Raw genomic sequence first — 19,375 nt, 5'->3', positions numbered from 1 at the left:
GAACTATCTCTTTTCACCACCACCATTCATTTTTGGGGTTGACTTTTAATAGTTAATCTTTCAGCGGCTCGGCATAGATGGATGCATCCATTTTCAGCCCTTCGGGAAGCGTTCCGTTTTCATAGAGAAAACACTTGACCTTGCGCGAGCCGACCGTATAGGTATCCGGTACCTGGCTGCGGCACCGATCGGTCGCCAGCGGGCAGCGGGCGGCAAAAGGACATTTCCGGCTTTCCCCGGTCAGGTTCGGACGTTCCTCACTGGCATGGATCTCAACCGGCTGCTCCCGGAACGGTTCGGGCGAACTATTAAGCAGCAGCACGGTGTAGGGATGCAGCGGCTGATCGATCATCTCTACCGTATCCCCCTGCTCCACGCAGTTGCCGGCATACATGACCGCCATGCGGTCGGACATATACCGCGCCGACGCGAGATTGTGCGTGATGAACATATAGGTCAAATGGTTGTCTTCTTTTTTCTTGAGCATGAGATTCATGATCTCAATGCCGATGGAAACGTCGAGCATGGAGGTCGGTTCGTCGGCTACGATGATGGACGGATTGGCTGCTAGAGCGCGCGCAATGACGATGCGCTGGCGCTGGCCGCCCGAAAGCTGGTTGGGGTGCTTGGGCATAAAGTCCTCTGCCGGCGTCAGACCGACGGTTTCAAAGAGTTCCCGCACCCGCTGGTCGACCTCTTTGGCGCTCAGACCGGGATTGTGCAGCTCTACGGCGCGTCCCACGATGCGCCCGGTTTTGTGCGCCGGGTTGAGCGAGCTAAACGGGTCCTGAAAGATCATCTGCACCTTGGAGGTATATGCCTTGCTATCTTTGGCATGCATGCGGCCGGTCACGTCGACGCCGTCCACATAGATATGGCCTTCGGTCGCCGCATACAGCCGGCACAGCATTTTCGCCAGGGTGGATTTGCCGCAGCCCGATTCGCCGACCACGGCTAAGATCTCCCCGCGCTTGATCTCAAAGCTGACATCGTCCACGGCGCGGAAAAATTCCTTTTTGAACAGCGAGGATTTTTTGGTCGGGAAATATTTTTTGACATGCTCAAACTTTACCGCAATATCCGAATTCATTTGGCTCATTGGTCGCTCTCCTTCAACTTGTGGTGACAAGCGCAGTAATGGTACGGTCCGGTCTGCTCCAGTTTGGGGATGCACTGCCGGCATTCCGGCGTTGCTGCAAAGCAGCGGTCATAAAACAGGCAGCCGGGCGGCGGTGTGATGAGATCGGGCACGCTGCCGCCGATGCCGCGCAGCTTTTTCTTGGGGCCCATCAGCGAGGGGAAGGCGTTGAGCAGTCCCTTGGTATACGGATGCTGCGGGGCAACGCTCAGTTCTTCTACCGGTCCCACTTCGACCAGGCTGCCGGCATACATGACCGCAATGCGGTCGCACATTTCCAGCATCAGCGGCAGGTCGTGCGTGATAAACAGGATGGCAAACCCCATCTCGTCTTTGAGCTTGATGATTCTGCGGATGATATTGTACTGCACGACCACATCCAGTGCCGTGGTCGGCTCGTCAAAGATGACCAGGTCAGGTTTGAGGGCCAGCGCCATGGCGATGACCACGCGCTGCTTCATGCCGCCCGACAATTCATGCGGGTAAGCGTTGACCCGCTCGGGGTCGATGTTGACCAGTTCCAGCAGGCTGCGCGCCCGGTCCATGGCATCCTTGACCGGGATGTCCTCGTGCGCCAAAATGGCATCGCTGAGCTGGCTGCCGATGGTGACCACCGGATTGAGGTTGTTCATCGCGCTTTGCAGCACCATGGAGGTCTTTTCCCAGCGGAATTGCCGCATTTCGCCGCTCGAAAGATCGAGCAGGTTCTTGCCCTTAAACGAAATGGTGCCGTCGACGATCTTCGCGCCGCTTTTAAGCAGCTGCATCACAGCATAGGCCATGGTGGACTTGCCGCAGCCCGATTCCCCGGCCAGGCCGAAGAATTCCCCGCGGTGGATGTCAAACGAAACGCCGGTGACCGCATGGACCTGTCCGCGGTCGGCGGTATATTCAATGCTCAGATTTTTTACGGATAAGATAATTTCGTCGTTCATATTCCGGATCCTTTCTTGCCATTACAGCTTGATGTGTCCACCACGGTCGTTGGCGTAGATATCCAGGAAGGAGTTGCCGATCAGCATAAAGCTGAAACCAAGCGTTGCAATGCACAGGCCGGGCGGAATCATCCACCACCATGCGTCATGCAAAATCGCGCTGTTGTCATAAGCGATGGACAGCATCTTGCCCCAGCTGACCGCCGCCGCGTCGCCCAGGCCCAGAAAACTCATGGAAGCCTCGGTCAGCAGCGCCTGGGTGATGACCATGACCATATTGGCCGTAACAACCGGCAGAATGTTGGTCAGGATCTCTTTGAACATGATCTCGATACTGCCCATGCCCTGCGCTCTGGCGGCATCGACATATTCCCGTCTGGCTTCGGTCAGCGTCTGCGACCGAATGCTGCGCGCCATCATCAGCCAGCTAAAAAAGCCGATGACCAGAATTTCGCCGCCCAGGCCCATGTCCCGTACGTACGACGACAGCACGATGATGACCGCCAGCGTGGGCAGCACCAGAAAGACGTCGACAATGCGCATGAGCACTTCGCCGGTCTTGCCGCCCCTATAGCCGGCCAGCAGGCCGACAAATGTACCAATAAAGCTGCTCAACAAGCCGGCAAAAATACCGACGAGCATGGTCACACGGGTGCCGTAGACCAGGCGGGAAAAAATATCCTGGCCGTAGCTGTTGACACCCAGCCAGTGCTCGCTTGTCGGGCCTTCCCAGGGGGTGAAGTCGATCGCATTGGCCGAATACGGCGCAATGAAGTCCGCAAAGATCGCGACCAATGCAAAAAATACGATGATGCCGATGCCTACTTTGGCGCGCAGGTTCTTTCCGATGTATTTATCAAAGGAAAGGCGCAGCTCACTGACCGGCTTTTTGTTGGTTTCCAATCCCGATCCCTCCTTTTATGACATGCTCACGCGCGGGTCTAATGATGGGATAGAGCAAATCTGCAATGAAGTTGAGCACCACGACACACAGCGCAATGAGCGCAAAACAGCCCTGCACCACCGGATAATCCTGGTTCATGATCGCGTTATAGATCGTCAGGCCGAGGCCGGGGTAAGAAAAGACCAGTTCGGTGACCAGTGCGCCGCCGACCGCCTGTCCCAGGCTGACCATCAGGCCGGTGAAGGACGGCAGCAAGGCATTGCGCAAAGCATATTTACTCAGTATTTTGCTGCGCTTGAGCCCCTTGGCCTGCGCCAGCACGATGTAATCCTCGGAAAAGACCTGCAAGATGTTGCTGCGCATCATGATCATACGCCCGGCCAGGCCAACCAGCACCAATGACAGCACCGGCAGGAAGGCGTGATACAGGATGTCGCCCAGCTGTCCCAGCCAGGTCGAATAGGTCGCCCGCGTCGACAGGGCATGCGACAAGGGGAACCATTTGAGATTGAAGGCAAAGACCATCAAAAGGATCATTGCGACAAAATAATAGGGCACCGACTGCACATAGAACGACACGCCGACCGTAGTCTTATCAAAGGCCGAGCCTTTTTTCATGGCGGCCAGGGTGCCGAGCAGCCAGGCCAGCGCAAAGGATATGATGGTGCTGCTCAACACAATCAGCAGCGTCCAGGGCAGCGCATTGAGAATGATGTCGCTGACCGGTGTCGGATAGTTAGCGTAGGAAATGCCAAAATTAAAGTGGCACAACTGCTTGAGATAGGATACGTATTGTACCAGAACGCCCTGATCCAAACCAAATTGTTCGGTCAGCGCTTCCACATATTCCGGGCTGTTCATGGCCGTTTTGGACGCCATGTATTCGGCCGGATTGCCGCCCATCAAACGCGGCAGCGCGAAATTGATGGTCAGCGCAATAAACAGGGTCAGCAGTGCGCTCAGGAAACGCATGATGACGTATTTCTTATTGAGGCCTCTCACGTTTTGTAGTCCCTCCTTGAAAAAGGTGCTGGTAGATCACTACCAGCACCTCGTGGAAACCATTTTGTTACTCAACAGGATAAATGCTGATCAGGTTGTCTGTGCTTGTGATCGGAGCATCGTTGGTGGTCCACCCGGAGAAGTGGATGCCGTCATAATACGGCTGATGCGTGCCGCTGTTATACATCGGAATATAAACATAATCTTCTGCAATCAGCTGCTGAACCTGATCGTAGATCTCTGCCAGCTTGGCCTCATCGGTTTCGCTCGCCGCGCTTTCCAGCAGGGCATCGACCTCGGGGTTGCTGTAATTGAAGTAGTTGGTGCTGCCATTGGTGCTAAACGAATTGGACAGTGCCGCATAGACATCGCAGGGGAATTCGATCTTGTTTTGCAGCAGGTCATACGAGCCCTGGGATGCAATGCTTGCCAGTTCGGCCCAAGTTGCAACGCGCGGCACCACTTCTACGCCGATGTCAAGCAGATACTGCTGGATCATCGCCGCTTCGCTCTGCTGGGCGGGTGCGCCCGATGCGCTGTAATACTCAAAGGACAGGCGCTTGCCGGACGGGCTGACATAAATGCCATCCGAACCCATGGTGTAACCAGCGTCTTCGAGCAGCTTCTTTGCGCCTTCGGCATCAAACTTGAGGGTTGCCGCTGCTTCTTCGTTGACATAGTCGCCAAAGATTTCAGGCAGCCAGGAGATGGGCGCTTCGACTACACAGTTATACTCGCCGCGCGAAATCAGTTCTTCGGTATTGAGTGCCATACACAGGGCCTGACGGACGACCGGATCGGCCAGCAGCTCATTTTCCTGGTTCATCATGACGCCAAAGTTGCCCAGACCGGCAAAGACGTCCATCTGTGCGCCATCCTGTGCCATAAACTCGCTGACCGAGGACATAATGATGGTGTTATCGATCGCAATGTCGATTTCCCCGGCAATCAGCGCCAGCGTCAGGTTGGTGGACGAGTTGTACAGAACCACAGTCATACCGTCTACCTTGGGAGAGCCCTTCCAATACTCGGTATTGGCCGAATATTCCACGCTCGTTCCGTTGGTGTACTTTTCAAAGACAAACGGACCGGTACCGATAGGCTCGGCATTGGTAAAGGTGGACATATCCTGGCCGGTCCACTGGTGCTCGGGCACGATAAAGATGTAGGCCAGGTAGTTGGGCAGGGCTACGAACGAATTCTTGCAGGTAAAGACCACCGTGTCATCGTCCTGCGCCGTTACGCCTTCCAGACGGTTCCACATGCCGTATTCGTCCAGCGTCGGGTTGTCCCGCAGCAGTTCGTAGGTAAATACGACGTCCTTTGCCGTGAAGTCTTCGCCGTCATGCCATTTGGCATCCTTGTTGAGCGAAACGGTCAGCTGGGTATAATCCTCATTCCATTGCAGGGTATCCGCGTCGCCCAGAGCCGACTGCAATTCGCCTGCCTTGGGGTTGTAGTAGAACAGCCCTTCATACATCAGGTTGAACACTGCAAAATCCATATTGGTGGTGGGGTTTGCAAACGGCACCATGTTGGCCATTTCACTGTCCAGCACAAATGCGCCGGCCATGACGGTACCTCCTGTGGCGCCTTCACCGCCCCCGCCCTGAGACTGTGCACCGTCTCCCGCGCCACATGCTGTGGCGCTCACACACAAAACGGCAGCCATCGCCAAGGCCAGTAATCTTTTTACTTTCACCTGTTTTTCCTCCTTTTTCTTCTTTGTGCTTCGATTTTGTATCTTTACTATACCCCCAGGCGCTTAAAAATCACATGGATTATTTTCATGATTCCATGCAATATCTTAGGTTTCTTTACAAAGGCATAATCATAAATCACAACAAAAAACTGAGCCAACCTACACTAAAACGTCGCTTTTTCAAGAAAAAGGCGGCGTTTTTTTCATGGCCCGGTTTGGGAAAGGAGTGGTGCTGACTTAATACTAAAATGAAAGGGGGAATTTTTTAACTGGCCGGGCCGGGAGGTCTGGCTTTTTTCATCTCACGAAAAAGGAGGTTAGCCAATGGCTGATGAAAAAGTAAACGTGAGCCCGGAGGAAAGTAAACCCCCGGAAGCTCCGGCCCCGTCCGGGCCGGGTGAGCCGCCCGCGCCGGAACACACCGAGGGGCCCGCTGTTCCTGGTGGGGATCAAGCGGCTCCCGCTCATGTGGAGCCCGCCATGCCGGAAAAAACGGAGGGGCCCATCAAGCCGGAGCAGTCTGTTATCCCTGGTATGGGTGAGGACACTCCCGCACCGTCCAGCAAGGTGATCAACCTCTCGGACATCCAGGCCGCTGATAAGGGCGGTAAGGAGGCTTCTACTCCCACTCTGGAAAAGAAAGCGCCGGAGGCGGATAAGCCGCCGAAGCGCCGGGGCCGTCCGCCGAAGGAGCAGGCCGGGCCGACTGTGGAGAAAAAGTCGAAAGCGGCGGAGCCCCGCACAGGCCGCCCGTCTAAGGTTGACAAGGCGGCCCGTGAGGAGGCTCCGCCCTCTGTTCGGGACAAAGTGTCCAGAGGTAAGAAAGCCGACAAGGGCAAGGAAACGGGTTCCGGCGGTGCGCCTGCGTCTAAATCCGCTAAGACGGTAAAGCCGGGCAAGGCCGCTCCCGTCAAGGAGGCGGCAGTCCCGCCGCCGGAGATTAAACTGCCGCCCACGCCGGAGGTGCCGCCCCGCCCGGTGGAAGAGGGAAAAATCGTCTATTTGAAGATGTCGGAGCTTCACCCGTTCCGTACGTTCCGGGAGCATCCCTACAAGGTGCAGGACGATAAGGCGATGGACGATCTGGTGGGGACGATCAAGGAACACGGCATTATGACCCCCGCTACCGTCCGCCCGGAAAAGGACGGCAAGGGCTATGAGATTATACCATGTCAACGCAGGATATCCCCTGCTCCAGGAAAACGTGCAAGTCATCATCCCCTCCCAGCAGGTCATCCCACGGGATGCTGCCGCCGAAAGCGGTCTGCACGATTGGGACCAGATGCCTGCCCCTGCACCCGGCGTTCCCGAACAGGTTTTTTATCACAAGGGTCTACCGGAACAGGTGCAGATCGGGGTGAAAGGCGCGAATGGGCATGCGCTGTGGCTGTGTTATGCCCGGGAGGAATTGCCCATGCTGACCCAGTGGAAGTCCAGCGCATCGGGCAACTATGTGGTTGGCTTGGAACCGGGCAACTGCTGGGTGGAAGGCATCGCTCGGGAGCGCGAACGCGGTACGCTGCAATTTTTAGAACCCGGCGAAACGAAAACCGTCACCCTGCACATCCGGGCCGAATGAACATAGCATTTTAAAAAAGAAAAAGACCGTGTTTCAAAAGAAACACGGTCTTTTTAATGGAGTGTAAGACCAATTGAGATATTTGCGGAAATCCATGACTTTCAAGGCTTTGCGGGTCTTCACCCATTATTTTTTTGCCGTTTTGCTGCGATGGCTGCGGATTTTCCACCCGAGGGTCAATTTTAGTGTTCGACCAAAAAAGATGTCCGCTTTATCCATGCCGAAAAATTGACTGAGGGAAGCGCCTGCTTCATCGGACACATCATCCAAGGAGTTCGTCCAGCAGGTAGTTGTATTCCGGCAGCTGATCCGTGTACTCTTTCATCCATTCCCGCATAGCTCGCTTTTCCAGATTGGTGGCTTCCGTGTAATCCTCGCTGTGCCCTTCCTGCTCCATAAAGTCGTATGCGAGATTCTGATAGATCTCTTTCACCAATGTTTCGGGATCTTCCAGTCGTGTTACATCGGAGTCATCAATGGAATCCGCCGCAGGCAGGCCAAGCAGAACATACCCGAACTTTTTCGAATAGACCACATCGAGCAATTCAGAGCCTTCAATGTAGTTCTGGAATACCCCAAGGACCCTCTCAAGCTCACTTTTCTTTTCCTCTAATGAACTCATGGCAACATCTCCTTCCGCCGGAATGAGCAACTTTCCCGGTCTGGTGTATGTGGTTCTTTTATTATACCGCATTTTCTTTGGCCGTGGAAGAGAGGTGGGACGGGAACTTTTCCCAATCACATGGTCTGTTCCATCGTTGCCACCCGGAAATAACCATGAGAATATGCGGGGGCCAGATCAATTTCGCCATCTGGGCAATAGACCCGGACTCCTGCTGCGGTCAACTTTTCTCCAATTGCCGCCAAACCTTCGGCGTCACGAGCCAGACGGTCGCCGTTCATCACCAGCACACGGTCATAGACTCCATGTCGTGCATCACGGGTCAGCGTTCGAATGCTCTGTCGGTTTGCGTCCAAGCCGCTCTCATATTGGAGCATCTCTGCGGAAATCGAAAAGCCAAGCTGGCCGGCGAGGCTTCGGAGTGCGGTGAGCTGCTGGTTTATGGCGAGACGATTGCTTTCCGTAGACGCTCCATCTACCCGGCAGTATAGGCAGCACTTAGACATCTGATTTGACCTCCTTGAACGAATTTGGGGAGACGCTACCACTCAGCCCTGACATTCATCCCGGATGAAATCATACAGGGCTTCCGGTTCCTTCAGGCACCACTTAGTTTTTTCATCATCGGTCCAGACTTCATAGTCCGGGGCGGCATCGTAAAGCCACCAGCTGATATAGTCGTACTGGTCGTTGACCGCTTCCTTCAGTACATCCAGCAAGGCGGCAAGAAGCGGTGCTCCGCCCTCAAATACGAAATGTCCGTCTCCCATCAGGGTGAGTGCCTTACTGAACTGTTCGTCTCGATCCTTTTGCGCTTGGATCTTTCGCAGGGCTTCACAGAAGGTTTCCTTGGACAGCATTAAAGTCCCCCTCCCGGATTCTCCCCCTCCGCTTCCTGTTCGGCTTTCCATTTCAGAAGCAAGGAGATGGCCAACTCCTGAGTAGCGGGATTGACGCAGAACTCGAAAAACTTCACAGCCAACATTTCTGGCGTCAGCCCCATCGGGGCGATTACCGCTTCCAACTGTTCCAGAAGCTCCGCATCTACTTGGATTTCCACGAGCTCATATTGCTTTTCATCCATGGTGCGTTTCCTCGCCTTCCGAAGATTCCTTCCGCAACTCGTCCAGTCGCTGCCGGAACAGCTCCTGGAGCTCCTTCCAGACCTGCGGCTGCTTGAGGGTCACTATCGGCTGGTTCAGTTCCCGCTCCAGATCGGCGACAGCCACCGAAAGCGTCTTTTCATCGAACAACTGGTAGTGGCGACGAAGATACTGGACGACCGCCGCACTCTCCTCATCTTCGCTGCGCATGGCATAGCGGAGGGCGCTGTTGATGACACAGGAAAAGTCATCCACATAGTCAAGGTTGAACCAGGAGGCTGGGCAGAGAACCAGGTCATCTTTGCCTTCCTCGGTGATCACCAGCCCAATGTCCTCGCGGCTTATCCTTTCCAGCACGGTGTCCAGGTCATCTGCCAGTGCTTGGCGTGAGATGCGTTCCATGCTTTCCAGAGGTTGTAAAATCGGCATCCTTTCCTTCCTCCTATCGTCTTCTTTGATTTTGCCAGATGTGAGCACCCGACTCAAGCTGTGCCACAATCGAGGATATGGCTCCTGTTCTCCATATCGGTTTAAATGTGCGCGGATCTCTGCCACAGCGGTGAAACGGGTAGCTTCGTCCAGACGGCTCAGGTTCCGGCAGGTGAATTCCGCGACTATGCCGGGCATATAGGTGTGCCGCCCCAGACTGTACTGGATCGCTGCCAGAACGATATGCCGCAGCCCTCCATCTAAAATGGGAGCGAGGATTCTCACGGAGAACAGCACCCCGGCGCTTCCTTTTTGGGACTGGAGAGAGAGGCCGCTCCGCTCGGCTCGCTCCATCATGTGCGTCCAGTCCTGCCGTGCGATGGAACTGGCCACAGGAGCCGCCTCATAAAAGCCCTTTTGAGGTCTCACGGCTGCACCTCAAGCTCGGGTTTCGCCTGACCTTTATACAGAAGATTGTTGGCCTCCATCTCCTCAAAGGTGACTGGCTCGAAGTGATTGACATCCACTCCGGCATTCAGCATCCTCTCGTTTGCCTGGATGAGCGGCCAGTAATCCGCATCGGTATTGCCGTGGATGTGGCCAAAGACCATGTAGCAGCGCATGATGTGTGGCCAGGACATCATGGGGTAGTGGCAGAGGGTGTACTGCCGCTTCCCGTCTGCGACATACAGCAGGTTATTGACGCTTTCAAAGAACTGTTCCGTCTGACAACTCCTGATCCATCCCCTGTCATGATTGCCAAGGATGAGATGTTTCTTTCCCCGCAGCCGCCGCAGGTATTCCTCCGGCGGCTTTTGGCTGCGGTAGATCAGGTCGCCGAGGATATAGACGGTATCCTTTCCTGTGATCTTGCGGTTCCAGTTTTCGATGAGGGTTTCGTCCATCTCCTCGATACTGGAAAAGGGGCGGTTGCATAGGCGGATGCAGTTTTCGTGACCGAGATGCAGGTCAGAGGTAAAGAAGATCATGGGGTTTCACCCTCCTTCTTCATCCTGGGAACTGGGATTGGCTGCCATCGGCAGTATTTTGCAAGTTCATCCTGACGCTCCCGAGGCAGGTTCATAAAATCGACAATGCTCTCTCCCGGAAACCTGTCGTGGCAGTAGGCGGGAAAGACTCCCTCCGGCACGATGCCGATGGACTCCGCTCCGGTCAGGCGGGCCTTCAGTTCCTCTGCGTTTCGGATGCATACGGGAACGCCTGCCCGATAAAGCGCCAGGAAGAAACGGACCGCCTCAATCGTCCGGGTCTCCGCAAGACCGGCCACCACCAGATAGTAGCCATGCGCATCTTGGTGTACGATGCAGTCGATGTGGGTGCTGTTGCCGCCCCGGCATACCTCCCAGGGGTGACCGGTGCGGGGACGCTCCTTCAGCCACCGTGCAAAAGCTTCGGGGGAATCTCCGTCCAGCTTGGACAGTCCCTCGTCCCGCCCATCGGCGTGGAGAGCGTACTGCTCTTTTTCCGATTTCTCCGTTCCAGTGTATCCCATGGCCCGATAGCCCAGGGCACAGAAGTGATAGAATTCGTTTGCGGTTACGGATGGGAGCCGCTTGTTATTTCCCAAAGGATACCCAACCGCCGAGGTGAGAAACTCCTCCACCTCCTGCTGGGAGAAGTCCTGGAAGAACTCCTCCTTCCACTGTGGGAATAGCCTCCACAGATCCCGGCGCAGGATGGTTCCGGTTCGATGCCAGATGGGCAGCTCCCGCTCCACCAGTTCCTGATAAGAGCCGGTCTCCACCATCTGAACGGCGTTCCGTACCGCCTCCTCCAGCCAAGCGGTGAATTTGGAGATGTCGTTGGGGAAGGAACGTTCTCTGCGGCCATCCACTTCCAGCACATGCCGATGCCCCAAGAATATTGCCCGATATCCGATCTCTTGATCCTCGCCGGCGGCAAAGTGGAACCACGCTGCCTCCTCCGGGAACTCGGAATGCCACCAGGTTTCAAACCCCTCAAAGCTCTCCACCTGGCCGTCCGCCCGTAGCTCCTCAAAGCTGCCGAAGTCTTCGATGGTACCTCGCTCCGCACGGAGCCATAGTTCCCAGCTTGTGTTCTCCGGGCCTGGCTCCAGCCGGTGGAGAAGGCGGAAGATTCGGTCGATGGCCGCATAGGATGTCTCGTCATAGGTGAAGGAGCAGTTGATGTTTCGGTATTCCACCCGACCCAGCCAGTTGATGTAGTGCTTGATCTCCGGCGCTTTCATGTTTCCACCTCCTCAGTATCCGTATCCCCATCCTCCGTTTCCTCAAACTGGAGCCGGAAGAGGGCAGTGTGCTCTCCCACAAGATCGGGGTATTTGTAATAGACATGGCGGCAGAGGGTTTTGTACAGTTCAAGGAGCCTCGGATCATCTCCGAAGTCCACAAGCCCGTCCATGATTCGCTCGATCTCCCGCTCCTCAGTGATCCTGCCGTTCAACACCTGCTCTACCAAACGGCTGTATTGCTGATATGCGGCGTCCATTAGGCGGAAAATCTCCTGGACGATCTCACGGATTGCGGCAAAGCACGCCTCCTGCTCCTTGGCCTCCGGTCTTTCTTCCTCTGTCACAATGTGTTCCCTCCCGTCAAGAGCTGCGGCGCAGCCTCCACGCTGTGGAAGAGGAAGTGCATCCGGTCGATATGCTTGTCAATATGCCAGTGTCCACAGAACCAGTGGTCGTATTTGAGTTTCCGCTCGATCTCCTCCAGCCATTTCTCGGTAGAGTCGTCCACGGTACTCTGGTCGATCATCGGAAGAAAGGCCTCGCGAGGCTCATACGGATAGGGACAGGTGTGGGAGAGGACGGTATCTACCTGCCACCCGCAGGCGTCCAGCGTCTGGATAACCTTGTCCTTGATCTCCTGGGAAGGCTGCTCATCCGGCCACCAGCCGTAACCTCTGGCCAGCCGGTAGAATTTGTCCACGCTGTAAGCTCCGCCGATGACCAAGTGTCGGAGACCTTCCAGATCAAAGATCTCACCATCCATAGCAAACAGCAGGCGGGGAAAGGCTTCCTCTACCCAGACTGCCCCGCCATTCCACTGCTTCGTCCGATAGGAAGGGATGCTGGCCGGCCGGATCTCATGGTTGCCGTGGATGCAGAGCATCGTCGGCTTTACGGCGGTAAGAACTTTCTTCATCTCTGTGTCTCGCCGGTTTCGGTAGTAGTTCGCTCCTACATCTCCAAGCAGAACCAGAGTATCCTGCTCTGTCAGCTTCTTGCTGTCGCAAAACTGTATGACCTCATAGGGGTCTCCGTGGATATCACCCGTGTAATAGATCATTGGTCATTCCACCTTTCTTTTCTCATTATACCAACTCGGAAGCCCCATATCCGGGACTTTCCAAAAACATATCCACCGTTCCAAAAATATATCCAGCTTTACTGGCATAGATCGACCGGCAGTCAATGCTCGTGACTTCCGGTTGATTGCTTTCTCAGGTTCAGACGGTAAAATCAGAGTTATCTGGTTTACCGTATCTGCCTTGATGCTCTTTCAAGGAAGCTTTCAACGATTTTATAACATCCAAGAGAATCAGCATCTCATAGGTACTGCAATCCGAAAGGAGCAGGGAGATTTCTTCGCTGGCGCACCGTTCAGTGCTGGTGACTTGCTCCATCAAAAGCCGGTCGGGAGATACTCCCAAGGCATTGGCGATAAGCACAAAGGTGTCAAGGCTCATGCTCTTGATCCCGCTCTCTATGTAGCTGATGTAAGATGGCGTTTTATCCACCAGTTCAGAGAGCATCGCTTGCGAAAGGTGGTTGCGCTGGCGGACTTCACGGATGTGTTTTCCAATGACTTTGTAGTTCAGGCTCATAATAAGACCTCCAAAAAATTTTGCAGTCTTATTATAGTGTTTAGATTATATCATCAACTTGGCCTTATATCAATTTCACCTCAAGTTGATATACTCTTAGAAATAGATAATCTGGAGAATATATTTGAGGGGGGAAGCCGATGACGGAACATGATTTGACCGAGAGCCAGCTGATCGGCTCCCGTATTCGAGATGCGCGGATCAATCGCCGGATGAGCCAGGCCGATCTTGCTGCGAAGGCCAATATCTCGCTGCCGCATATCAGCAATATCGAAAAAGGCAAGACGAGCATGAAGTTGGAAACCTTTATCCGAATCATCGAAGCCCTGCAAGTGTCTGCTGATTCCCTTCTTCGGCCCGATGTGCCGGAGGTGAGAAGCCTATACCAGAGCGAGTTTGACGAGCTGCTGGCCGACTGCTCTCCCAAGGAGCTGGATTCCATCCTGAAGATTGTTCGTGAGTTGAAATCCACTATGGCCAGACGGGATGACAATACCTGAAAATTTGCGAGCTGGAATTGCCGGCTCGCTTCTTTTTTTCTCATCTATCGACCAGAAGTCAACACCTTGACTTCTGGTCGATTTTGTTATTAGTCTGCAGATTATATAATGGCCTGGAAGAGAAATAACACAGGGGGAGCAAATATGTCAGATCTGGCCGTTCAAAATAGAGAGTCAGAGCAGGAAGTTATGCCCTCATTTGATTTCCTGCTGGAAAGGGAGACGGAACGAAACACCCTTTTAGCGGAACATCGTGCCTGGTTAAAGGAAATCAAGCGGGAACGCCCGCTTCCCAAAACACATTACCGTGTGGCGGTATACATCCGCTACTTCAACCAGACCCGCTATGAGGACTATCTCTCAGCTCATAAAAAGCAATTTCTTGATACACTGGCTCTCTGCCCAAACTGGAAGTTTGTCGGTTTCTATGTGGACGAGGGCAGCACTGCGCCCAATATGGAGAGCGCCCCGGAGTGGTCAAGGCTTCTTCAAGACTGCTACGAGGAAAAGGTCGATCTGATCATTACCCAGAAAGCAAGCAATATCTCGAAGAAGCTCTCCGAGCTCTCTTTCGGTACGCGCCTCTTGGCAGCACTCCCAAAGCCAGTGGGCGTTTACTTCGTTTCGGAGGATATTTATACGCTGGCTTCCTATTACCAGGAGGATCTACACGACCCCTACTTTTTGCCAGATCCCGCTTGGAAGATACTCCCTGATGACGAACCCCGGAGGGAAATGCTGCATGATTGACAAGTCCACACGCAAACAGCTTGCGGAACGGAAAGAACGGGTCCGTCGGCGTATCAACACAAAAGTTGACCCGGAGAACTATGAATTCATTCCGGCTAAAAAGCCCATCGACTATTACGACAATGATATAAGGCAGCGGGTCGCCGTGTATGCCCGTGTCTCCACAGACAATGTCCAGCAGACTTCCTCCTATGAGCTGCAAAAGAAATACTATGAAGATTTTGTTGTGCATCATCCCAACTGGACATTGGTCAAAATCTATGCGGATGAGGGCATCAGCGGGACTTCTCTGGCTCATCGGGACGAGTTCAACAGCATGATCGCCGATTGCCGCAGCGGGAAAATCGATATGATCATTACCAAAAGCGTGTCTCGCTTTGCCCGGAATGTGGTGGACTGTATCAGCATGGTGCGAATGCTTGCGGAGCTGCCCAGTCCTGTCGGGGTATTCTTTGAGAGCGAATGTATCTTCTCCCTCAAAGACGATTCCCAGATGGCGCTTTCGTTTCAGGCCACCATGGCTCAGGAGGAGTCTCACATCCGCAGCCGGAGCATGGAGACCTCCTTGCGGATGCGGCTGGACGGAGGTCTGCCATTGACGCCCAAGCTGCTGGGGTATTCTCACGACGCAGATGGAAACCTGGTCGTCAACCCGGATGAAGCCCCCACGGTAAAACTCATCTTCTATATGTATCTGTACGGATATTCCACCTCCGACATTGCGGCGGCGCTCACCGAGCTGGGCAGGAAGACTTATCTGGGGAATGTCAAGTGGACATCCAACTCCATTGTCCAGGTCCTTCGCAATGAGCGGCATTGCGGGGATGTACTGACCCGGAAGACCTTCACCCCCAACTATCTGAACCACAAGGCCAGAAAGAATCGGGGGGACAGACCCCAGAGCCTTTACCGGAACCACCACGAGGGCATCGTTTCCAGAGATGATTTCATTGCGGTTCAGCATCTTCTGAACAATTCCAAGTATGGCAACCGCTCCATCCTCCCGGAGCTGCGGGTGATCGACAGCGGCCTGCTCAGGGGGTTCGTGACCATCAATCCCCGCTGGGCTGGATTTAAGCCGGCGGATTATTACCAAGCGTCCGCCAGTATCCATCCACCCGATGAGCAGCAGGCGGATGCATCCCTGCCCTCGAGCATCACATTGGTTCCGGGAGATTTTGATATGAGAGGCTTTGAAATCGCCCGCAGTGAATTCTTTGATAATTATCACCGTCCCTACGTACTGTTTCAAGATAAGAGAATCAAGTTCAGCACCACATGTGTTCGGTCTTTTGGGAAAGACAACCATGTGGAGCTGCTGGTCAACCCTGTGGAGAAGAAGTTCGCCGTCCGTACAGCGGCGAAAAGCAGCCGCAACGCAGTCGTGTTTTCCAAGCTGTCAGACGGAAAGTATCAGCCCAGGGATATCGCCGGTGCGGCCTATGTAGAAACGCTTTTTCAGTTATTCGGCTGGAGTCCGGATTTAAAATACCGGATCGCCGGAGCGCTGTTTCAAACCGAAACTGAATCTGCGTATATTTTTGATGTCAATGATGCGGAAGCGTTTATTAAATCGTACCTGCTTTCCGGTTCAAAAAGCACGGAACAGGCAAAGGAGCCTGTACAGCCCCTTTCTGTCTCCGGCAAACGGGTGCGGGCAGTCCCGGAGGAGTGGATCGGCTCTTTTGGCAAGCAATATTACCTCCACCAACAGTCTTTCCCGCCCGTCTGCGATCAGAGTGAGGAAGACTGGAAAATCCGCATGGAGGGCCAGTTGTATGAAACCGGACAGAAACTCCGCGTGACAGGATTTGACGTGCTGCGTGACTATCTCTGTCAGGAACTCGGTCAGCGCGGGAAGGAGGAATCCTAAATGTTTGAAGAAAGTCGGGAAAATACCGGCGGCGTAATCGCAGGAATGCTTCGTTCCCTGGAGGACGAGCATTTGGATATTGTTCCGTCTGCTGAATTAGAAAAAGCAGAACCGGCAGTTTCTCCCGCAAACAGCAGTAGTGATGAGGTTCTGGAGATGGCCGGTGACTTTAACTACGATGACTACCAAGTGGTACGCCGTGAGTTCTTCGCCCATATTAATGAGCCGTCTGTAACGTTCAACAATTACAAATTTTATGTAAATACCGCCTGCCTGAACCGCTTCCCACAAGTTGATTATGTGCAGGTACTGGTCAATCAGGAGAGCAGGATCTTGGCGATCCGTCCCTGTCGGGCGGAAGATCGGGATGCCTGCGCCTGGTGCACCAACGGCTCCGGCAGACGCAAACCGAAACAGATCACCTGCAAGATTTTTTTCGCCAAAGTGTTTTCACTGATGGGCTGGAATCTGGACTATCGATATAAGCTCCTCGGGCGGATAATCCATGCCAGGGATGAGTGGCTCATCGCATTTGATCTCACAGCGACCGAAGTGTATCAGCGGGTGCAAAAAGACGGCCAGAAACCCAAGTCTTCTCGAACTCCCGTGTTTCCGGAGGGCTGGAAGACGCAGTTTGGACTCCCGTTCCGGGAACACCAGAAATCTATGCAGGTAGACATTTTTGAAGGATATGCTGTATATGGGTTGCGCGATAACATCGCTCCTGCTGCATCAGAGCAGTCAGACGAGGCTGCCCCTGATACTGGTAGTAAGTCCGTTTTGGGAGGACAAGGACATGAATCATGAAAATCAATTGCAGGCTTACTTAACGCTGGACCCTGCGCGAAACCGGATTCGAATCCACAGGCAAACGATTCGGCTCTTGAAGAATCCTGCGTATGTGCAATTCCTGGTAAACCCTGAAGAACTGTATATCGCCGTTCTCGGATCGGACAAACCTATTTCAGGCGGGACCGCAAACAAGGTTCGGATGTCAAGTACATCCCAGCAGTCTATAGAATTCTATAGTACGATCCTTATCAAAAACTTTTCCGAACTGCTGGGTGGCTTTGACCTGAGATTTAATTACCAGCTGACCGGTGAGATCGATCAAGTCAACCGGGTCGCATATTTTTCCCTCAAAACCGTCAAACAGCTGGAACGCAGGAGGCTACATGACAGAGAAAGCATTTAGGCAGCTTAACATCGATCCGGAATTCAAAAACTTGATTCGTCCACTTCGCCGGGAGGAATACCGGCAGCTGGAGCTGAATCTGGTCGTGGAAGGATGCCGGGAAGATATCATCGCATGGAATGATACCATCATCGACGGTCATAATCGCTATGAAATATGCAATAAAATGCGCATTCCTTATGGAGTCAAGGAGCTGGATTTTCCAAGCAGAGATGCTGCCATCGCCTGGATCTGTGCGAACCAACTCGGACGACGCAACATCTCAGAAGAAACCAGAAAATATCTGATTGGGAAACAATATGAAGTGGAAAAGAAAGTACAGCGAAATAGGAATGGCTATAATCAGTACCGTCCGAACCCCAACATTGCTGTGGGGAGAGGCCGCCCAATAGATGAAGAGAGCGGCCGGCGAACAGCAGCCCGGCTGGGAAGGAAGTATCATGTGTCCGGCGCAACCGTACAGAAATATGCGAAATATAGTGCAGCATTAGATACCATTGAACAAAATGCTCCTGAGCTTGTTCCGCACATTCTTTCCGGGGCATATAAGATTTCTTTCGAAAATATCGTTGCTCTATCAGAAATGGAACCCGAAGAATTGAGAGCACTTAGTAAAAAAATCGGAAAAAATCCCTATGCTTTCGCTCGTTACAGTGAATCGAGACGATGCCTTTATTTCGACGCTTCTGCCAAGCCCGGCACAGCGGCGGCAGAGCAGCCGGCAATCAAGACGATGCCCGCCTATGACCCGGATGCGGAAGTTGCTGGACTTACTCTTACGATCCCCTCCTGGATGAGCTCCATCGACCGGACAAAGTCCATGGCACATTTGGAAGCAATCTCACCTGCTGCCAGACAAAACCTCTTGGCGGCGTTGACTGAATTAGAAGGAAAAATCCAGGAAATGCTCAATGCAATTGAGGGGGAATCCTAATGGAAGATTATAGTATGTTTGTTCCCAATGTTCACTTCGAACAGATTCCCATCAAGAACCTCGTATCCAATCAGGAGTACCAGAGGAATATTTCCGAACAGCATGTGCTGAATGCTGCGGCACACTTTGATCTGTATCAGATCAACCCTGTGAAGGTGAGCCGTCGAAATGGGGTCAACTATGTCTTCAATGGCCAGCACACGGTGGAGATCGTCGCCCTGGCCTCTGGCTCTCGTGAAACGCCAGTCTGGTGCATGATATACGATGATCTGAACTACGAGCACGAGGCAGATATCTTCGCCAACCAGATGAAGTTTGTCAAACCGCTCCGTCCCTATGAAGTGTTTATGGCAAATGTGGAAGCCGGGAATCAGGAGCAGCTTATGATCAAAGATCTGGTAGAGTCTTATTCTCTTTCCATTGGCCAGGTCAGAAACTATGGCGTTGTCTGTGCTGTCTCTACGCTTGAAAATATATATGAGCGGTTCGGTTACCACGTACTTGATCGAACACTCAGACTCTGCGTAGGCACATGGGAGGGCGATATGAATTCGCTGTCCGCCAATATGCTCAACGGAATCGCCAGATTGGTCTACACATTCGGCGATGCCCTGAAAGATGAGACCTTCAAGGAAAAAGTAGGGGAAATGTCGGTCAAGCTGCTTTCGAGAACAGCCAAGGAACGACGCCCCGGTTCTATGGGCTATGCTGAGGCGATGCTTCTGGCCTATAACCGCAAATGCAAATATCCGCTCAAATGGACCAAGCTCTACGAGAAGAATGTGGGGAACAATGAAGGACTGGACATTGATACGGATATGGACGAGGATGAGGGCGGGGACTCTTTTGAGGGAGCCGCCAAAGAATAAGCAAACGGA

At 53.5% G+C, this 19,375-nt stretch carries 24 protein-coding genes and 1 pseudogene; 9 read left to right on the top strand and 16 right to left on the bottom strand.

Annotation, left to right across the window (positions count from 1 at the left end; translation table 11 throughout):
* Positions 1-52 precede the first annotated feature (52 nt).
* The 5 genes from EFB11_RS15500 to EFB11_RS15480 all read right to left on the bottom strand — a co-directional run bounded on the left by EFB11_RS15500 (position 53) and on the right by EFB11_RS15480 (position 5,681).
* On the bottom strand, positions 53-1,099 hold the full coding sequence (locus EFB11_RS15500; RefSeq protein WP_206424197.1) for an ABC transporter ATP-binding protein: 1,047 nt from the start codon (positions 1,097-1,099) through the stop codon (positions 53-55).
* Positions 1,096-2,073, bottom strand: a complete 978-nt coding sequence (locus tag EFB11_RS15495) for an ABC transporter ATP-binding protein (RefSeq protein WP_122791200.1) — start codon at positions 2,071-2,073, stop codon at positions 1,096-1,098. Before EFB11_RS15495 ends, EFB11_RS15500 begins: the two co-directional genes overlap by 4 nt.
* Before the next feature lie 21 nt (positions 2,074-2,094).
* Positions 2,095-2,976 carry an ABC transporter permease gene (locus EFB11_RS15490; protein WP_122791199.1) on the bottom strand — a complete coding sequence of 294 codons (882 nt, stop codon included), beginning with the start codon at positions 2,974-2,976 and terminating at the stop codon, positions 2,095-2,097.
* Positions 2,948-3,979 carry an ABC transporter permease gene (locus EFB11_RS15485; protein ID WP_122791198.1) on the bottom strand — a complete coding sequence of 344 codons (1,032 nt, stop codon included), beginning with the start codon at positions 3,977-3,979 and terminating at the stop codon, positions 2,948-2,950. Before EFB11_RS15485 ends, EFB11_RS15490 begins: the two co-directional genes overlap by 29 nt.
* Before the next feature lie 67 nt (positions 3,980-4,046).
* Positions 4,047-5,681, bottom strand: coding sequence for an ABC transporter substrate-binding protein (locus EFB11_RS15480; protein ID WP_122791197.1), 1,635 nt, complete (start codon positions 5,679-5,681; stop codon positions 4,047-4,049).
* 324 nt (positions 5,682-6,005) lie between these two features.
* Here EFB11_RS15480 and EFB11_RS17455 point away from each other — a divergent pair.
* Together EFB11_RS17455 and EFB11_RS15470 are read left to right on the top strand one after the other, a co-directional pair.
* A pseudogene (locus tag EFB11_RS17455) lies at positions 6,006-6,809 on the top strand (ParB/RepB/Spo0J family partition protein); the annotation flags it as partial.
* Between the two features lie 28 nt (positions 6,810-6,837).
* The gene (locus EFB11_RS15470) at positions 6,838-7,260 is read left to right on the top strand and encodes a DUF4432 family protein (RefSeq protein ID WP_122791196.1); all 423 of its coding nucleotides are present in this window, start codon (positions 6,838-6,840) and stop codon (positions 7,258-7,260) included.
* Positions 7,261-7,386: 126 nt separating this feature from the next.
* Here EFB11_RS15470 and EFB11_RS16960 read toward each other — a convergent pair whose 3' ends face one another.
* The 11 genes from EFB11_RS16960 to EFB11_RS15420 all read right to left on the bottom strand — a co-directional run bounded on the left by EFB11_RS16960 (position 7,387) and on the right by EFB11_RS15420 (position 13,245).
* On the bottom strand, positions 7,387-7,530 hold the full coding sequence (locus tag EFB11_RS16960) for a hypothetical protein (RefSeq protein ID WP_164706804.1): 144 nt from the start codon (positions 7,528-7,530) through the stop codon (positions 7,387-7,389).
* Positions 7,523-7,882: a hypothetical protein gene (locus tag EFB11_RS15465; protein WP_087334825.1), complete on the bottom strand. Its 360-nt coding sequence runs from the start codon at positions 7,880-7,882 to the stop codon at positions 7,523-7,525. The genes EFB11_RS16960 and EFB11_RS15465 overlap by 8 nt, the downstream gene beginning before the upstream one ends.
* Before the next feature lie 116 nt (positions 7,883-7,998).
* Positions 7,999-8,388, bottom strand: a complete 390-nt coding sequence (locus tag EFB11_RS15460; RefSeq protein ID WP_122791195.1) for a recombinase family protein — start codon at positions 8,386-8,388, stop codon at positions 7,999-8,001.
* Between the two features lie 42 nt (positions 8,389-8,430).
* A complete protein-coding gene (locus EFB11_RS15455; RefSeq protein WP_101691777.1) occupies positions 8,431-8,742 on the bottom strand; it encodes a hypothetical protein in 312 nt (103 codons plus the stop codon).
* Positions 8,742-8,966 carry a hypothetical protein gene (locus tag EFB11_RS15450; protein ID WP_122791194.1) on the bottom strand — a complete coding sequence of 75 codons (225 nt, stop codon included), beginning with the start codon at positions 8,964-8,966 and terminating at the stop codon, positions 8,742-8,744. Before EFB11_RS15450 ends, EFB11_RS15455 begins: the two co-directional genes overlap by 1 nt.
* A complete protein-coding gene (locus EFB11_RS16955) occupies positions 8,959-9,807 on the bottom strand; it encodes a hypothetical protein (RefSeq protein WP_164706803.1) in 849 nt (282 codons plus the stop codon). Before EFB11_RS16955 ends, EFB11_RS15450 begins: the two co-directional genes overlap by 8 nt.
* Positions 9,808-9,839: 32 nt before the next feature.
* On the bottom strand, positions 9,840-10,403 hold the full coding sequence (locus tag EFB11_RS15440; protein WP_122791192.1) for a metallophosphoesterase: 564 nt from the start codon (positions 10,401-10,403) through the stop codon (positions 9,840-9,842).
* The gene (locus EFB11_RS15435; RefSeq protein WP_122791191.1) at positions 10,400-11,644 is read right to left on the bottom strand and encodes a hypothetical protein; all 1,245 of its coding nucleotides are present in this window, start codon (positions 11,642-11,644) and stop codon (positions 10,400-10,402) included. Before EFB11_RS15435 ends, EFB11_RS15440 begins: the two co-directional genes overlap by 4 nt.
* Entirely contained in the window at positions 11,641-11,991 is a 351-nt protein-coding gene (locus EFB11_RS15430) for a hypothetical protein (RefSeq protein ID WP_122791190.1), read from the bottom strand. The genes EFB11_RS15435 and EFB11_RS15430 overlap by 4 nt, the downstream gene beginning before the upstream one ends.
* On the bottom strand, positions 11,988-12,707 hold the full coding sequence (locus EFB11_RS15425) for a metallophosphoesterase (protein WP_122791189.1): 720 nt from the start codon (positions 12,705-12,707) through the stop codon (positions 11,988-11,990). Before EFB11_RS15425 ends, EFB11_RS15430 begins: the two co-directional genes overlap by 4 nt.
* A gap of 160 nt (positions 12,708-12,867) precedes the next feature.
* Complete coding sequence (locus EFB11_RS15420; RefSeq protein ID WP_122791188.1) at positions 12,868-13,245, bottom strand: helix-turn-helix domain-containing protein; 378 nt, start codon at positions 13,243-13,245, stop codon at positions 12,868-12,870.
* Positions 13,246-13,385: 140 nt separating this feature from the next.
* Between EFB11_RS15420 and EFB11_RS15415 the strand changes: the two genes are divergently transcribed.
* The 7 genes from EFB11_RS15415 to EFB11_RS15385 all read left to right on the top strand — a co-directional run bounded on the left by EFB11_RS15415 (position 13,386) and on the right by EFB11_RS15385 (position 19,366).
* A complete protein-coding gene (locus EFB11_RS15415; RefSeq protein WP_071430658.1) occupies positions 13,386-13,745 on the top strand; it encodes a helix-turn-helix domain-containing protein in 360 nt (119 codons plus the stop codon).
* Between the two features lie 144 nt (positions 13,746-13,889).
* Complete coding sequence (locus EFB11_RS15410) at positions 13,890-14,495, top strand: recombinase family protein (protein ID WP_122791187.1); 606 nt, start codon at positions 13,890-13,892, stop codon at positions 14,493-14,495.
* Positions 14,488-16,368 (top strand): recombinase family protein, encoded by a 1,881-nt coding sequence (locus EFB11_RS15405; RefSeq protein WP_122791186.1) that lies wholly within the window; start codon positions 14,488-14,490, stop codon positions 16,366-16,368. Before EFB11_RS15410 ends, EFB11_RS15405 begins: the two co-directional genes overlap by 8 nt.
* Positions 16,369-17,175, top strand: a complete 807-nt coding sequence (locus EFB11_RS15400; RefSeq protein WP_206424196.1) for a hypothetical protein — start codon at positions 16,369-16,371, stop codon at positions 17,173-17,175.
* The gene (locus EFB11_RS15395) at positions 17,165-17,563 is read left to right on the top strand and encodes a hypothetical protein (protein WP_071430665.1); all 399 of its coding nucleotides are present in this window, start codon (positions 17,165-17,167) and stop codon (positions 17,561-17,563) included. Before EFB11_RS15400 ends, EFB11_RS15395 begins: the two co-directional genes overlap by 11 nt.
* Positions 17,544-18,497 carry a hypothetical protein gene (locus EFB11_RS15390; RefSeq protein ID WP_122791185.1) on the top strand — a complete coding sequence of 318 codons (954 nt, stop codon included), beginning with the start codon at positions 17,544-17,546 and terminating at the stop codon, positions 18,495-18,497. Before EFB11_RS15395 ends, EFB11_RS15390 begins: the two co-directional genes overlap by 20 nt.
* Positions 18,497-19,366 (top strand): DUF6551 family protein, encoded by an 870-nt coding sequence (locus EFB11_RS15385; RefSeq protein ID WP_071430670.1) that lies wholly within the window; start codon positions 18,497-18,499, stop codon positions 19,364-19,366. The genes EFB11_RS15390 and EFB11_RS15385 overlap by 1 nt, the downstream gene beginning before the upstream one ends.
* Positions 19,367-19,375 lie beyond the last annotated feature (9 nt).

Origin of the sequence: Intestinibacillus sp. Marseille-P6563, assembly GCF_900604335.1 — a bacterium.
Classification (GTDB): domain Bacteria; phylum Bacillota; class Clostridia; order Oscillospirales; family Butyricicoccaceae; genus Butyricicoccus_B.
The sequence above is the reverse complement of the archived record's forward strand: the minus strand, read 5'-3'. Positions and strand labels throughout refer to the sequence as shown.

What these genes read in the sequence shown, in the direction of transcription:
- EFB11_RS15500 (WP_206424197.1), bottom strand. Translation starts at nt 1,099, where the DNA reads ATGAGCCAAATGAATTCGGATATTGCGGTAAAGTTTGAGCATGTCAAA.
- EFB11_RS15495 (WP_122791200.1), bottom strand. Translation starts at nt 2,073, where the DNA reads ATGAACGACGAAATTATCTTATCCGTAAAAAATCTGAGCATTGAATAT.
- EFB11_RS15470 (WP_122791196.1), top strand. Translation starts at nt 6,838, where the DNA reads ATGAGATTATACCATGTCAACGCAGGATATCCCCTGCTCCAGGAAAAC.
- EFB11_RS15465 (WP_087334825.1), bottom strand. Translation starts at nt 7,882, where the DNA reads ATGAGTTCATTAGAGGAAAAGAAAAGTGAGCTTGAGAGGGTCCTTGGG.
- EFB11_RS15460 (WP_122791195.1), bottom strand. Translation starts at nt 8,388, where the DNA reads ATGTCTAAGTGCTGCCTATACTGCCGGGTAGATGGAGCGTCTACGGAA.
- EFB11_RS15455 (WP_101691777.1), bottom strand. Translation starts at nt 8,742, where the DNA reads ATGCTGTCCAAGGAAACCTTCTGTGAAGCCCTGCGAAAGATCCAAGCG.
- EFB11_RS15450 (WP_122791194.1), bottom strand. Translation starts at nt 8,966, where the DNA reads ATGGATGAAAAGCAATATGAGCTCGTGGAAATCCAAGTAGATGCGGAG.
- EFB11_RS15440 (WP_122791192.1), bottom strand. Translation starts at nt 10,403, where the DNA reads ATGATCTTCTTTACCTCTGACCTGCATCTCGGTCACGAAAACTGCATC.
- EFB11_RS15435 (WP_122791191.1), bottom strand. Translation starts at nt 11,644, where the DNA reads ATGAAAGCGCCGGAGATCAAGCACTACATCAACTGGCTGGGTCGGGTG.
- EFB11_RS15425 (WP_122791189.1), bottom strand. Translation starts at nt 12,707, where the DNA reads ATGATCTATTACACGGGTGATATCCACGGAGACCCCTATGAGGTCATA.
- EFB11_RS15420 (WP_122791188.1), bottom strand. Translation starts at nt 13,245, where the DNA reads ATGAGCCTGAACTACAAAGTCATTGGAAAACACATCCGTGAAGTCCGC.
- EFB11_RS15415 (WP_071430658.1), top strand. Translation starts at nt 13,386, where the DNA reads ATGACGGAACATGATTTGACCGAGAGCCAGCTGATCGGCTCCCGTATT.
- EFB11_RS15410 (WP_122791187.1), top strand. Translation starts at nt 13,890, where the DNA reads ATGTCAGATCTGGCCGTTCAAAATAGAGAGTCAGAGCAGGAAGTTATG.
- EFB11_RS15405 (WP_122791186.1), top strand. Translation starts at nt 14,488, where the DNA reads ATGATTGACAAGTCCACACGCAAACAGCTTGCGGAACGGAAAGAACGG.
- EFB11_RS15400 (WP_206424196.1), top strand. Translation starts at nt 16,369, where the DNA reads ATGTTTGAAGAAAGTCGGGAAAATACCGGCGGCGTAATCGCAGGAATG.
- EFB11_RS15395 (WP_071430665.1), top strand. Translation starts at nt 17,165, where the DNA reads ATGAATCATGAAAATCAATTGCAGGCTTACTTAACGCTGGACCCTGCG.
- EFB11_RS15390 (WP_122791185.1), top strand. Translation starts at nt 17,544, where the DNA reads ATGACAGAGAAAGCATTTAGGCAGCTTAACATCGATCCGGAATTCAAA.
- EFB11_RS15385 (WP_071430670.1), top strand. Translation starts at nt 18,497, where the DNA reads ATGGAAGATTATAGTATGTTTGTTCCCAATGTTCACTTCGAACAGATT.